General features: G+C 53.0%; 18 protein-coding genes and 1 tRNA gene. 6 read left to right on the top strand and 13 right to left on the bottom strand.

Features of this window, described 5'->3' with window-relative positions:
- Nucleotides 1-45 precede the first annotated feature (45 nt).
- The 7 genes from RGW60_RS04920 to RGW60_RS04890 all read right to left on the bottom strand — a co-directional run bounded on the left by RGW60_RS04920 (nucleotide 46) and on the right by RGW60_RS04890 (nucleotide 7,082).
- Nucleotides 46-1,074, bottom strand: a complete 1,029-nt coding sequence (locus RGW60_RS04920) for a nucleoside hydrolase (RefSeq protein WP_322202683.1) — start codon at nucleotides 1,072-1,074, stop codon at nucleotides 46-48.
- 42 nt (nucleotides 1,075-1,116) lie between these two features.
- Complete coding sequence (gene rbsD / locus RGW60_RS04915) at nucleotides 1,117-1,521, bottom strand: D-ribose pyranase (protein WP_322202681.1); 405 nt, start codon at nucleotides 1,519-1,521, stop codon at nucleotides 1,117-1,119.
- Nucleotides 1,518-2,438, bottom strand: coding sequence for a ribokinase (gene rbsK, locus RGW60_RS04910; RefSeq protein WP_322202679.1), 921 nt, complete (start codon nucleotides 2,436-2,438; stop codon nucleotides 1,518-1,520). Before rbsK ends, rbsD begins: the two co-directional genes overlap by 4 nt.
- 38 nt (nucleotides 2,439-2,476) lie before the next feature.
- A complete protein-coding gene (locus tag RGW60_RS04905; RefSeq protein WP_322202677.1) occupies nucleotides 2,477-3,499 on the bottom strand; it encodes a LacI family DNA-binding transcriptional regulator in 1,023 nt (340 codons plus the stop codon).
- A gap of 1 nt (nucleotide 3,500) precedes the next feature.
- Nucleotides 3,501-4,469, bottom strand: coding sequence for an ABC transporter permease (locus RGW60_RS04900; protein ID WP_322206845.1), 969 nt, complete (start codon nucleotides 4,467-4,469; stop codon nucleotides 3,501-3,503).
- A 35-nt stretch (nucleotides 4,470-4,504) separates the two neighbouring features.
- Entirely contained in the window at nucleotides 4,505-6,058 is a 1,554-nt protein-coding gene (locus tag RGW60_RS04895) for a sugar ABC transporter ATP-binding protein (protein WP_322202675.1), read from the bottom strand.
- A gap of 67 nt (nucleotides 6,059-6,125) precedes the next feature.
- Complete coding sequence (locus tag RGW60_RS04890) at nucleotides 6,126-7,082, bottom strand: sugar ABC transporter substrate-binding protein (RefSeq protein WP_322202673.1); 957 nt, start codon at nucleotides 7,080-7,082, stop codon at nucleotides 6,126-6,128.
- A 252-nt stretch (nucleotides 7,083-7,334) separates the two neighbouring features.
- On the opposite strand from RGW60_RS04890, the gene RGW60_RS04885 reads away from it, so the two are divergent.
- Complete coding sequence (locus tag RGW60_RS04885; protein ID WP_322202671.1) at nucleotides 7,335-7,586, top strand: DUF1654 domain-containing protein; 252 nt, start codon at nucleotides 7,335-7,337, stop codon at nucleotides 7,584-7,586.
- A gap of 3 nt (nucleotides 7,587-7,589) precedes the next feature.
- On the top strand, nucleotides 7,590-8,279 hold the full coding sequence (locus RGW60_RS04880) for an endonuclease I family protein (RefSeq protein ID WP_322202669.1): 690 nt from the start codon (nucleotides 7,590-7,592) through the stop codon (nucleotides 8,277-8,279).
- Between the two features lie 78 nt (nucleotides 8,280-8,357).
- Here the strand turns inward: RGW60_RS04880 and RGW60_RS04875 are convergent, their stop codons facing one another.
- Nucleotides 8,358-8,546: a hypothetical protein gene (locus RGW60_RS04875; RefSeq protein ID WP_322202667.1), complete on the bottom strand. Its 189-nt coding sequence runs from the start codon at nucleotides 8,544-8,546 to the stop codon at nucleotides 8,358-8,360.
- Nucleotides 8,547-8,838: 292 nt separating this feature from the next.
- On the opposite strand from RGW60_RS04875, the gene RGW60_RS04870 reads away from it, so the two are divergent.
- On the top strand, nucleotides 8,839-9,066 hold the full coding sequence (locus RGW60_RS04870; RefSeq protein WP_322202665.1) for a DUF6555 family protein: 228 nt from the start codon (nucleotides 8,839-8,841) through the stop codon (nucleotides 9,064-9,066).
- 7 nt (nucleotides 9,067-9,073) lie between these two features.
- Here RGW60_RS04870 and map read toward each other — a convergent pair whose 3' ends face one another.
- The 3 genes from map to RGW60_RS04855 all read right to left on the bottom strand — a co-directional run bounded on the left by map (nucleotide 9,074) and on the right by RGW60_RS04855 (nucleotide 10,565).
- Complete coding sequence (gene map, locus RGW60_RS04865) at nucleotides 9,074-9,865, bottom strand: type I methionyl aminopeptidase (RefSeq protein WP_322202663.1); 792 nt, start codon at nucleotides 9,863-9,865, stop codon at nucleotides 9,074-9,076.
- The gene (locus RGW60_RS04860; protein ID WP_322202661.1) at nucleotides 9,862-10,116 is read right to left on the bottom strand and encodes a ParD-like family protein; all 255 of its coding nucleotides are present in this window, start codon (nucleotides 10,114-10,116) and stop codon (nucleotides 9,862-9,864) included. The genes map and RGW60_RS04860 overlap by 4 nt, the downstream gene beginning before the upstream one ends.
- A 119-nt stretch (nucleotides 10,117-10,235) precedes the next feature.
- Nucleotides 10,236-10,565 (bottom strand): helix-turn-helix transcriptional regulator, encoded by a 330-nt coding sequence (locus tag RGW60_RS04855; RefSeq protein ID WP_322202659.1) that lies wholly within the window; start codon nucleotides 10,563-10,565, stop codon nucleotides 10,236-10,238.
- A gap of 437 nt (nucleotides 10,566-11,002) precedes the next feature.
- Here RGW60_RS04855 and RGW60_RS04850 point away from each other — a divergent pair, with 437 nt between their 5' ends.
- A complete protein-coding gene (locus tag RGW60_RS04850) occupies nucleotides 11,003-11,260 on the top strand; it encodes a hypothetical protein (protein WP_322202657.1) in 258 nt (85 codons plus the stop codon).
- 34 nt (nucleotides 11,261-11,294) lie between these two features.
- Here the strand turns inward: RGW60_RS04850 and RGW60_RS04845 are convergent, their stop codons facing one another.
- Nucleotides 11,295-12,023, bottom strand: coding sequence for a metallophosphoesterase (locus RGW60_RS04845; RefSeq protein ID WP_322202655.1), 729 nt, complete (start codon nucleotides 12,021-12,023; stop codon nucleotides 11,295-11,297).
- Nucleotides 12,024-12,371: 348 nt separating this feature from the next.
- On the opposite strand from RGW60_RS04845, the gene RGW60_RS04840 reads away from it, so the two are divergent.
- A complete protein-coding gene (locus RGW60_RS04840; RefSeq protein ID WP_322202653.1) occupies nucleotides 12,372-12,695 on the top strand; it encodes a helix-turn-helix transcriptional regulator in 324 nt (107 codons plus the stop codon).
- A 74-nt stretch (nucleotides 12,696-12,769) separates the two neighbouring features.
- On the top strand, nucleotides 12,770-13,000 hold the full coding sequence (locus tag RGW60_RS04835) for a hypothetical protein (protein WP_322202651.1): 231 nt from the start codon (nucleotides 12,770-12,772) through the stop codon (nucleotides 12,998-13,000).
- A gap of 245 nt (nucleotides 13,001-13,245) precedes the next feature.
- Here RGW60_RS04835 and RGW60_RS04830 read toward each other — a convergent pair.
- A tRNA-Val gene (locus RGW60_RS04830) sits at nucleotides 13,246-13,322 on the bottom strand.
- Nucleotides 13,323-13,478 lie beyond the last annotated feature (156 nt).

Genomic DNA, 13,478 nt, shown 5'->3' with positions numbered 1-13,478 from the left:
TAGCCAACGACATTTTCGCCGACCGCATTCAGGAAACCAGCTGTGTTACTTCAAACGACCCAGTCGCGTAGTCAGCAGATCAAAAAAACCTTGGGCATCGCCGTTCTCAACCCAGAATACGTTTTTGTCTTGTTTGAGCGTGTCGTACCAGTCAACCACGGTCTGGCCGAACGTAATACCCTCGCGACTGTCGATAGTCAGATTGACTTGCTTACCGGAGAACAGCTCAGGTTTGAGTAAGTAAGCAATCACGCTGGCGTCATGTACCGGCCCACCCGGCAGGCCGTAGTGCACCATGTCCGCTTTGACGTATTCGTTAAGAATATCGCCCACTAATTTGCCCGCCTGATTGTTTAACGCCTCGATCTGCTTAAGCCGCAGCTCGCTGGTGAGAATTTTATGGGTGACGTCCAGCGGGATGTAGGTCAACTTGACGCCGCTGGCCAGCACTATCTGAGCAGCGTGGGGATCGGCAAACATGTTGAACTCTGCAACCGGCGTGATATTGCCGCCGTTGAAGTGCGCGCCGCCCATGACAATGACCTCTTTAATGCCCTGAGTAATTTCCGGCGCTTGTACCAATGCCAGCGCCAGATTGGTCTCGGGGCCAAGTAACGCCAGGGTAATACTGTGCGGCGGCGCTTTGCTCAGGGTTTCTATCAGATAATCCACCGCATTGCCTTTGGCCAGCCCCACCTTGGGCTCATGCACCGCAACACCAGGCAGGCCTTCTTGACCATGAATGTTCTCAGCGTATATCGGCGTACGCAACAAGGGCTTGGGTGCGCCTGCGTAGACCGGCACTTCTTCGCGCCCTGCCCATTCGCGGGCTAACCGGGCATTGCGTGAAGTTTTATCCAGACGCACATTGCCAGCCACCGTGGTGATCGCCAGTACGTTCAGTTCTTCAGGCGATGCCAATGCCAGAAGCAGCGCCACTAAGTCGTCTGCGCCCGGATCGGTATCGATGATCAGGTTGCGTTTTTCGGCCGCCTGCACAGCGGTAACACTGAGTAAGGACAAAAGCACGACACTCCGAACAAGTTGCTGCAGGTAATAGGTATAGCGTGGCATGTGAAATTCCCTATTCAAACGCGCTAAGCGCTTAACGCCTCGTTAGAAGGTAACGCCTGCGACTAAAGCAATATTGGTATACGGCTGGCATTCACCGGTACGCACGATGGCTCGCGCAGAACGGCTCAGCTTTTTAAGTTCTTCATGACTGACCAAACACTGCTGACCCAAGCCGCCTTGAAGATGCAAACCCTCAACAACGACTAACGCCGGAGGTTGTTTATCCAGCATCTGCTCGGCAATCACATGGCTCTCGACCTGCATTTCTGTCAGAACGATCCGCAACACACTGGCAAAATCGGGAATACCTGGCGTCAGCGCCAGATCGATCAACTCGATGCCCGACGGCACCGGCATTCCGGCGTCGACAATCATCAGGATGTCGCCATGCCCCAACGAAGCGATTACCCGCGACAGAGCGATATTGAGCAGGGGTGTCTTTTTCATGGCAGATAGAAACTCTGGACGTCATTAAAGGTGGGAATGGAGGGTTGTGCTCCCGCCCGCGTGACCGACAACGCGGCAGCAATCTGACCAAACTCGATGGCGTGCGCCTCGCTCTTGCCCTGCGCCAAAGCCGCTGCGAAACCACCAACGAAGGTGTCTCCCGCCGCCGTGGTGTCAACCGGTTGGACCTTGGGCGCTGGAAAATGTTGAAAGCATTGACCGTCAGCAAACAACAATCCCTGAGCCCCAAGAGTGATGATGACCCTTGCAACGCCTGCCTTTAGCAGTGTGCTCGCGGCTTTTTCGGCAGATGTCAGAGAATCCACCGCCAGCCCGCTCAACGCTGCGGCCTCGCTCTCGTTGGGAATCAGATAGTCGATCATCGGAAACCAAGCAGTTGGTAATGGACCTGTGGCTGGAGCCGGATTGAGGATTACGATCTTGCCCAGTTCTCGACCGCGCTTGAGGGTGTAAGCGACGGTATCCATCGGTACTTCAAGCTGACAGATAATCACGTCCGCTTCGGCCAGTTTGGCGTCAAAGGCCGCCATTACCTCGGGGGTCAATCGACCGTTGCCGCCAGCCACGATGACAATCGCGTTCTGACTACTGGCGTCTACCACAATCAGCGCGACGCCACTGGAAATACCGATCGCGGTTGTCACCGCTGTGCAATCGATCTGCTCAGTCACTAGCGCGGCACGCAGTTGTTCGCCATAAGCGTCTTCACCGACGCATCCCACCATCGCAACGTGGGCGCCTAGCCGCGACGCGGCGACCGCTTGATTGGCGCCTTTACCTCCCGGCACAGTGATGAACGATTCACCTGCCAGCGTTTCACCGGCGCGCGGCAAGCGTTCTGCCCGAGTGACCAAGTCCATGTTCAGGCTGCCTACTACCACTACGTTTGCTTGCATGCGTCAGCACTCTTTAATCTGTTTCAGCGGCTATCTGTTCAACGAAAAGCGTCGAAAATTTTGGTTGGCGCAGCTGTGGACTCACGAATAACAATGCTAGGAGCAACGATGCGCTGCTCTACGGCGGTACCGGTTGGCGCTGAGATCCTCCGCAGCAGCATCTGCGCGGCCATTTCACCTAGTTGCAAAATCGATTGTCCGACCGTTGTCAGTGCCGGATAAACGAAGCGGCTCATCTGGATGTCATCGAACCCAATCACTGACAGGTCGCTAGGCACATGGACATTGCGCTCGGCTGCCGCTCGCAACACACCGAAACCAATCATGTCGTTACCCGCAAAAATGGCCGTTGGCGGGTTGTGATCCAACAAGCCAACAGCCGCTTGATATCCGCCCGGACTAGTAAAATCACTTTCCACCACCCATTCATCCGGCACGGCCACCTTAGCCTCAAGCATTGCCCGGCGATAACCAGCAAGGCGCATTTGCGCCACACTAGTCTTCGCAGGCCCACAGATACATGCGATATGCCTATGACCCAACTCCAAAAGATGGCAGGTGGCCAGATACGCCCCCAGTTCATGATCGATTCTTACCAAATCAGCTACAGTGCCTTCCAGATCACGGTCGACCACCACCATCGGCGTGCGCACAGCCAACAATCCTTCGTCCATACCGATACCGCCCCCCACAGAAGAGACGATCAAACCATCGACGCGCTTCTCCAGCAGTACACGCAAGTAACTGCGCTGCTTGTCTGGATTGTCGTCAGCGTTACATAAAATCACGCAAAACCCATTGCGCTCGCAATAGTCTTCGATACCCCGCGCCAGCTCGGCAAAATACGGGTTGCTGCCGTTGGGAATCAACAGGCCAATGGTCGAAGTCGCCTTGGCCTTGAGCGACCGGGCGACGGCGCTGGGCACATAGTCGAGGGTAATGATGGCAGCCTCAACCTTGATCCGCACTTGGTCACTGACTGGGCGGGTTTTGTTCAGAACATGGGATACCGTTGTGTAGGAAATCCCCGCCAGTGCAGCTACATCCTTGATAGTCGACATATCAAGCTTGCCTACGTGCGCGGTTGCTGCGGTAGGTATCAAGCACCACTGCGATGACTATCACCGCGCCGGTAATAATGCGTTTAGTTGGCTCGGTAGCGCCGATTTGCGCTAACCCGGCGGCCAGTACCGAAATAATCAAGACGCCGAAGAAGGTACTGATCACTGATCCACGGCCACCCATCAAACTAGTACCGCCAATGACAACCGCAGCGATCACTTGCAACTCCAAGCCAGAGCCCGCGTTTGGATCGGCGGCTTCCAGACGCGAAATTTGAAACAGCGCCGCAACGCCAGCCAGCAGCCCCATCAGCGAAAACACCAGAATTTTGTAGGGCTTTGGATTGATCCCGGCCAGACGGACCGCTTCTTCGTTGGTGCCGATCCCGATCAGGTAACGACCGAAGACAGTACGAGTCAGCACCGCTTGGGCAATGAAAATGACGACCAGCGCAATGATGAACGAAGGCGATATTCCGAAAGCAATCGGGTTCGACAGCCAGGCGTACGCGTCTCCAATGTACGCGGTGCGCGAGCCGGTCATCTGATAAGCAACGCCACGGGCCATCTCCAGTACACCGAGGGAGACAATAAAAGATGGGATTTTCCAAGCCACTGTGATCGAGCCGGTAACAGTCCCGGCAATGGCGGCGCAGACCATTCCCAGCAGCGCAGCGGGCACAACGCCCCAGCCCCAACCAAGGATAGCGACGCTGACAGCGGACGCTGCCAGGGCTAAGACCGAGCCGATCGACAAGTCGATGCCCCCGATAATCAGGACAAAAGTCATGCCCACCGCCAATACCATCAAGTCCGGAATCTGATTGGCTAGAGTGCTGAATGTTTCGTAAGACAGAAAGTGATCGCTGAGGACGGAAAACAGCACAATCATGACGACTAACGCGCCCGCCAGCCCCAGATAAGTGCCAAGACCGTAGTAATTACCGCTGCGTTTTCCGGGCGATGGCATTGTCTGATTCAAAGGGGGCGTGGTGGTAGAGGTTTTCATGAATGGTTCCTGGGCGCGGCCTCATTGAGCAGCGCATCACGTTTTTGATAGCCGGCAAACGCGGCGGCAAGCAGTTCGTCCTGGGTCCAGGTCTCGCGCTCGAATGTATCGATCAGGCGGCCGGCGGACAACACACCGATACGGTCACAAATCAGCATCAGCTCGCGCAAATCACTGGAGACCACTACCAGCGCCCTGCCCTGACGAGTCAATTCGCCCAGCAGCGCATAAATATCAAACTTGGCGCCGACGTCGATACCGCGTGTAGGCTCATCGAACAGCATCACGCTGCAGTCACGCTCCAACCAACGACCGATAACGACTTTCTGTTGATTGCCGCCCGACAGCTCTGAGACCAATTGAGTGGGACCGGAGCTTCGAATACGCATAGCATCGACCTGACGCTGAGCCAATTGCATTTCATCGCGGCCGTTAACCACGCCACCTTTGGAAATTGACGGCATGTTGCCCAGAGCAATGTTGGCGCTGATCGATTGAGTGAGCAGTAAACCTTCACCCTTGCGGTCTTCGGTAATCAGCGCGATACCTTCTTTAACTGCGTCGACCGGTGAACGAATGGTCACCGGTCGCGAAGGAAACCCTAACGCCAAGGTGCCAGTATCCGCGAGGTCTGCGCCGTAGATCAGCCTTAAAAGCTCCGTGCGACCCGCCCCGATCAATCCGGAGATCCCGAAAATCTCACCACTTTTCACATCGAACGAAACGTCCATCACCTTGTTCGAGCGTCCCAGACCCCTGACCGACAAGGCCACCTCGCCAATATGGCGAGGGCCCAGGTCAATATGCTCTCCCAGCTCGCGTCCAACCATCAACGTGACCAGTTGCTCACTGTTGTAATCAGCCATTGGCTCGACGCAGACCAACTGGCCGTCACGCAATACAGCAATCCGTTGTGCGACACGGGCCAGCTCTTCCAGCCGATGGGAAATATAAATGATCGACACGCCGCGTGCTTGCAGGCGGGTGATCTGTTCAAAGAGCATTTCGACTTCACGCGACGTCAGCATCGCCGTCGGTTCGTCGAGAATCAGTACATGGCAATCGCCAATCAAGTTGCGGGCAATCTCGACCATTTGTTGGTGGCCAATTCCCAGCTCGCTGACCAAGGTGTCTGGATCGATCGCATCCAATCCGACCTGGGCCATGGCCTGAATCGCATCAGCACGCAATTGCTTGCGATTGATCCAGCCGCCACGGCTTGGCAGGTTATCAAGGAACAGGTTTTCCGCCACGGACAACGTCGGCAACAAGTTCAGCTCTTGCATGACCATGCGAACCCCAAGCTGTTCTGCCTGGGTTCTACTGGCGGGCGCGTAAGCTTGACCCTGAAAATGCATCTGCCCGGTAGTCGGCGTTACCAGCCCGCCAATAATTTTCGACAGCGTGCTTTTACCTGCACCATTTTCGCCGGTTAGCGCCAACACTTCACCGCGCATCAGCGTCAGGTTGATGTTGCCGAGTACAGGTTGAGCGTAGGTTTTGCCAACACCACTGACCGATAGAACAGTCGCCTGAGCAGACGCTGACATGGAAATCTCCAGGCGCCCACCGCTATGGCAGGCGCTCTTATTGCAGAAGAACGACTATTGCAGAGTATTACGGCTTAGTAACCAACTCGACGGGCGTTTCAATTCGGTCGCTGGCGCTGTCGGCCTTACCATTTTTGATGATTTTCAAAGCTGCTTCGATACCAAATACAGCTTGCTTGGCAGCGAACTGATCCGCCGTCGCCAGCACCCGGCCGTCTTTGAGCATTGGCTTGATCGCATTGATGTTGTCATAACCGACCACTTGCACTTTGCCAGCCTTGCCCGCCGCGCGCACAGCAGAAACAGCGCCTAATGCCATGCTGTCGTTACCTGCCAACAGTGCCTTCACGTTCGGGTACTCGTTGAGGATGGCCGACGCGACAGCATTGCCTTTATCGATTTCCCAGTTACCCGACTGCGTGGAGACGATTTTCATCCCCGAAGCGTCCATCGCATCCTTGAAGCCAGCGGTGCGTTGCTGAGCGTTGGTGGTGGTTGATACACCTTCAATAATCCCGACCTCATCGCCTGGCTTCAGCTGTTTGGCCAAGTAGTCACCCACTATACGAGCGCCTTTGCGATTATCAGGCCCTACGAACGGCACACTCATCCCTTTGCTTTTCAGTACTTGCGGGTCGAGTTGGTTGTCGATGTTGATCACCGTAATACCGGCGTCTTGAGCCTTCTTTATGACCGCAACCAACGCTTTAGAGTCGGCGGGCGCGATGACCAGTGCGTTGACTTTCTGCACGATCATTTGGTTGACGATAGAGATCTGCGCAGTGGTGTCGGATTCATCTTTAATACCGTTAGATATCAGGTCGAAATCAGCCGAATGTTGTTTCTGGTAGGCCTTTGCTCCATCTTCCATGGTCAGAAAAAACTCGTTGGCTAATGATTTCATCACCAACGCAACTTTTGGTTTTTCAGGGGTCTGAGCATGGGCGACGGAAAGCGGGAGGATCGCCGAGGCGGCGGTGAGCATGGCGACAGCGAGAAGACGAGCAGCGAATGGCAGCTTCATGGGTTCACTCCGATCTTATGATTATTTTTTTGCAGTGTTAGCGAAAGACGCAAACGTTTGCGTGAATGGACTATAGAACGGTGGAACCATTTGTCAACCCTCGCCTCTCGGGTCTTTACAGCGATGCTCTTATTTATTACGCGGGTTCATTGCTGCCCATAAATGTCCTCGCTAGATTAGCTGCATCACCGGTTGCGAAAAACCTCACAGTGAAATACTGTATGAACATACAGCATATCGGAGGATTCCTCGTTGGCAAGATCAACTGCAACAGCACCCAAAGCCGTCAGCGCCTATGAACAGCTTGGGACTAGAGTTCAGAAGATAATCAATTCAACCAACGCGCAAAAATCGAGAACGGCACTAATTATCCGTCAGCCAGAAGAACTGGAAGATGATTGGAATCAACTACTAAGTGAAATAGCCGAGAACGATAACGTCACCCTCGCCTACCGCGATGACGGTGGCGTACAGATTTTCTGGACGGTACCGAAGGAAGATTGAGGCATGCTTTTTAGAGTCGTTACTTTATTGGTATTAAGTTTTTCCATTGCCGCCCACGCGGATCCCCCCCACACTTTCAACGAAGCAAAAAAAATTGCCTGGGGGCTTTATGCGCCGCAATCAACCGAGTTTTATTGCGGCTGCAAATACAATGGTCACCGAGTTGATATTGCCGGGTGCGGTTATGTGCCGCGTAAAAATGTCAGCCGTGCCAAGCGTATTGAATGGGAACACATCATGCCTGCCTGGCAGATCGGCCATTTGCGCCAATGCTGGCAAAACGGTGGACGAAAGAACTGCACCAAGAACGATCCGGTCTACCAGAACGCTGAAGCCGATTTGCACAATCTGGTGCCGAGCATTGGTGAGGTCAATGGCGATCGAAGCAACTTCAGTTTTGGCTGGCTTCCCGTCCAATCAGGGCAATACGGTTCTTGCCTGACTCAAGTCGATTTCAAAGCCAAGAAGGTCATGCCTCGACCGTCGATTCGCGGAATGATCGCTCGGACCTATTTTTATATGAGCAAGCAATACGCCCTGCCCCTGTCGAAACAGGATCGTCAACTATACGAAGCCTGGAACAAAACGTATCCGGTGGAGGCTTGGGAAAGTCAGCGCAATCAGCGAGTGGCTTGTGTGATGGGACGAGGTAATGAATTCGTCGGGCCGGTGAATCTGAAATCCTGCGGCTGACCGCCGGAGCGCTCGATCGACGCAAAAAGTCCGCACTTATAAATAAAGTGCGGACTTTTGAAGGAGCCGGATGACACCTTACGATGCGTCGGCTGCATCCTCTTCAGCCTGGATGCGCAGAGAGCGCTGGATCATCAGCTCCGATGCGTAGTCAGCGGCCAATTCTGCTGCGTCAACTGGCTCGACGACGCCACGGCTGATCAAACCGGTCAAGGCCGAGGCTGCAAACATATCCCAAATGTCTTGTTCATCATCAAGCAGTGACATGCGACTTCCTCGTATAAATTGAGACGGCACTGTAACACCGGACGCTGGGAGACGTTGTAAGTCAGCTCCAAAAAAGCAGATCAAATCTTGAGAATGCCACCCGCACCTCTCGGTATTTCCACTCATCGGAAGTTCATTCAATATCGTTCAAATTAGTGCAATTTCTCTACGACCAAGAAGTCGGATAAAAAGGCCCTGTAGAAACGTTTTTTCGAGCGACAGCAACTGCGCCTTAGCTGCTTGAAGTTATCGACATGCCACATTGTGGACGTTAACTGACGGAGGCACATTGATGGACCAGCAAAAGGAATTTGAAATTTATTATGTGTTCAACGCAGAGCAGAGGCACTTTACTCATAACGCCGCCCATTTATGTGAAAGCGAAGCGTTGCACATCGCGACGCTTCACGCGGGGATCGTAAGCGCCTGCAGCCAAATCGCCGCAGGCCCCCTTCGCTTGGCACTCCAGCAAGCCGAAGGATTAGGTGTTACTGAAGTGCAATGGAAGCGCTCATGCTAACAACGTACTAAATGGCCGCATATTCGCCAGTTCCTTCTGGCCACGGGGTCAAAATTTCAAAGCCGGTGTCTGTCACCGCGACCATGTGTTCCCACTGAGCAGACAGGGATTGATCGCGGGTCAGTACTGTCCAGCCATCAGGCAATATTTTAGTTCCGGGTTTTCCTGCATTGATCATCGGCTCAATGGTGAACACCATCCCGGTCTTCAGTTTCATTCCCTGCCCGGCACTGCCGTAATGCAGCACCTGCGGGTCCTCATGATAGTTACGACCGATGCCGTGCCCGCAATAGTCGCGAACTACGCTAAAACCTTCGCGGTGCGCAACACTTTGAATGGCATAACCGATATCGCCCAGTGTTGCTCCGGGACGAACGGCGAGAATACCGGCGCGGGTCGCTTCATAGGTGGTTTCTACCAGACGCCGTGCCAACGAGCTGACTTCGCCCACGAAATACATACGGCTGGTATCGCCAAACCAGCCATCCTTGATTACCGCTACATCGATGTTAATGATGTCGCCATCCTTGAGGATGTCTGAAGAGGACGGAATGCCATGGCACACCACCGTATTTGGAGAAATACAGGTGGTTTTTGTAAAGCCGTGGTAGCCGACATTGGCCGGAATGACTTTTAGCTCGTTAATGATGAAGTCGTTGCAAATATCATCCAGCGCTTCGGTGCTGACGCCGGCTTTCACGTGGCGACCAATCATTGCAAGTACGTCTGCGGCCAATCTACCGGCGATTCGCAGCTGAACCAGATCTGCCTCAGTCTTGATGCTGATGCTAGGGCTCATCGCAGCGCTTCCTGAGATTGGCCGCTCTGAGCAGCCAGGTCGAATGGAGTCGTCGATAATACGCTGCCACCCGCGTGTCCGGCACGAATGAGCAGTTGGCAAATATCGCTGTAATTCAATCCAGGATGCAGTTCCGCCATCATCCCGACCTTCATCCAATGTTCGGCTTGTGCATTAATAGAACGACTCAACGCTGCACTAGCAGCTCGCGCATTGGCATGCATTTGTTCTGAGATTTTTACCAGCCCCATTTCTACACCTCGCAATCAATATACGAAGCATATATGGTTCATTTATAAATAATCAACAAGGAGGGAGAAAATTGGGTTGAGCAGGTGATCGGTGACGACATCACATCAGGTTTACGCCATCAATCTGTAAGGCACTCTGACAACGACAAAGCCAGCTGACTAATCGCGTCTTGGTCGACGCCCGTGAGCGCGCGGTAATGCAGGATAACGACCCGTTCAGCCTCAGTCAGGCTTTCGATACGCAGCGGCGTTCGGCGCCCAGACAATAAGTAAAGTACGTCAACGCCTTTGAAACTCAAAGCCGCCAGGTAATCGGATCGCGGTGTACGCTGACCACTTTCGTATTTACCTTGCGCGTTGGCTTCAACGCCGCCGATTGCGGCGAAATCATGTTGAGAGAGCCCTAGCGTCTTGCGCTCTTCTTTCAACCGCGAACCGAGATGATTCATTTGGGTTTACCTAAAGAGGAATATCACTCATAACCATACGCGCACTTTGCTTACGGAGTTGAACAATAAAACGAGTGTCTGACTAAGTTGGAGATCTAAGTTCTCAAATCCCTGAATAGCGCGTGGCAAACAGCTCCACAGGCCTCATGGAAGGGGCCTTATGCCGTTAATTGGCGCATTTATTTCAAAGTTAAATTAATTGGACGGTCTGACCAAAGGGACTATTTGGTTCGTCCTCTTGTAAAAAACAACGAACCAAAAAAAGGCAACGTGGGCGTGTTCTCAATCCAGCCAGTGAGGATCTGAGCCACGTCGCCATTGAAAGCGAGGGCGGGCGCGCGGATTACCACGAGCTACTCGCAGAGGCGCGGTGATCGCCTCTATATGAGGGCAGCGCCGGGGCGAGGGCTGGAAAAAGCAAATTACACGATCACCAATTGGCTATCCGAACAATCAATCAGAGGAGCCTGATCGTCAACAACCTCAGCGCGTTGCTGGCTGAGCAAAAGGCGCGCCCTATTAACATCAAACGTCTGCCCTTTGGTCTTCATCTCGGCAAAAAGTGCACCACTAATACGAAAATGACCGCACTCAGGGCAATCAAGCTCAACCCAATCGCCCCAGGTTTTAATGCGCTGTGCTACGACATTACAAATCAAGCAATTCATCGCCAATCCTTAATTTATGACACCTGAACTGTAGTCTGTATTGACTGAATGTGGTCAGCCTTCAAAGCGACCTCCCATCAAGCTCCGACGCTTTGACCGCAACGGGCTCCAGCGTCGCAAGGTCTACCAACGTGAAATGCCCACTACCATCCGAACGCCAGCCGCCGGTGTCGATATAAAAGACATTACCCAGCCACTGCGCCTTGCGTAAAGGACTGTGTCCAACCAGTAAGGCACGAATATCTGGAATACCCGCAGTATTCATATTCTGAAGACGTTCACGGGACCATTGGCAATGATCTTCGATCTGCTGTTGATCCGCGCCCTGTTCGGGCAATATTTTTCGGAGTCGTTCCCATGTAGGCAGTGGACAATCCGCGTGGACGATTCCAACAAGCCCAGTCGAAGTTTCAACCTCAATGGCAATCGGCATGTCCGCAAAACAAGCCGCAAACTGCCGTTGAAGACTGGGAGAAAGCTTAAGAAACCAAGCGCCTCCGCTAGCGCGATACATTTGATAGTCGATACTTTGCTGCCGCACATGCTGAATGGCCAGTGCCTCATGGTTGCCCTGCACTGCAAAAAACCATGGCTTTGCCAGCCATTCAAGCGACTCCTTACTTTCTGGTCCCCTATCGACAAGATCACCGACGCTAAACAAACGATCCACCGTCGAATCAAAACCAATAAAGTGCAATGCATCGCGCAGCCGACTGAAATGCCCATGAATATCACCGACAGCAAAGTCTCGGCCATCGATATTCCTTTCACAGTGCTGGAATTTGCTCAAAACCTATCTCCTTCCCCACCGAACGCTTTCATCGTGGCACAGACCACCAAGCGTGCGCGAGTTGTGAGGTTTGAACGATTGGTAGGTGACGACAACGTGTATTCCGCGGTTTCGTCGTCTGATGACTCTAATTTCATTATTCATAGCGGTCCTCCATCAGGCCTGGGAGCCAAGCACTAGTCATTGGAGAGGCCACAAGATCTGGCCGTTCGGTATCGTGGACGATTGGTGCTTAACCGCTCTCTTATGAATTATTCCAACGGTAACTGTCAGATAAAATACTAATCGCCCACCACGAGGTGTAGCTTTAACCTCGAATGGATATAGAAAAACTCCTTCGGAGCTCAAATGAATGGTATCGGTACTCGTTTAAAAGAAGAACGCAAACGGCTCGGTCTTTCCCAGACAGAGCTGGGCGTAATCGGCGGGATTGAGCCCAATTCTCAAGGCATGTATGAACGAGGCCAACGCTTCCCCAATGCCACTTACCTTTCGTCAATTGCTGATTCCGGAGTCGACATACTGTATGTCGTCACTGGCGTGAAAAAAGTACAAGCCGCTGATGGGATATCGGCCATAGAAACCAAAGTTTTGCATGAACTGGACGGCTTGCCCAAGGATGTTCAGATGGATATAAAGCAGTTGATAACTACGCTGTTCAAATCTGACTGATGCATAGATCACCGCGTCCGTGACCCCAAAATTATTTCAAATATTAGACCGTGATTGATGATCAGGTGGCTGCCGTGACCCTCGAAGAAATGAACATCCCAGCGGAAATAAAACGCGCCGCCGCCGATATTATCGAAGGTATTGAACAAGCCACAGGAATGCTTGATGCAACAATGGCTGGGGGTATCGCGGAAGGCTTTGTGCTAGGGCTTGCTTGCTTGAAGGCGATAAGTCCTCAACATCTTGATGAGCTTGAGAGGCTATTTGGTCAAGCGACTGGTCGGAAGATGGCCTTGCTGAGGTAGCTGTCCGCGTTCTTCCTCTCAAATAATGCGAGCATTTGCCTTGGACTTTCTCCAGATTCGCGATCACCCGCGACACCTTGCCTCTGGCTAACACTTTCTCGTGCAGGATGTGTCAAGCTCCAGTGTGTCCATCGGAGTCAAGCTGATTACCCTTCCGTGCACGGCGTCATGCCAGGCGCACAACAAAAAGGGGCTCACCTTTCGGTGAACCCCTTTATAGACCGCCCAGCAGAGCGGATTTTGTTTGGTAGGCGCGATTGGACTCGAACCAACGACCCCCACCATGTCAAGGTGGTGCTCTAACCAACTGAGCTACGTGCCTGCTGTGGGTCGGCATTTTACGGAAATATCAATGTGTGTCAACCTCTTTTTGCACGCTAACTCCCTGAATACGCGTATTTTTTTTAACCGCCTCAAAGAAGCTGATTTCATCGCTGGCTGGTGACAGTTTTTCTTCTGAGGTACGATCTGGGCACCC

The sequence above is a fragment of the Pseudomonas sp. AB6 genome, assembly GCF_034314105.1.
In the GTDB taxonomy this organism is placed as follows: domain Bacteria; phylum Pseudomonadota; class Gammaproteobacteria; order Pseudomonadales; family Pseudomonadaceae; genus Aquipseudomonas.
This window is presented reverse-complemented; position numbering and strand designations above follow the sequence as displayed.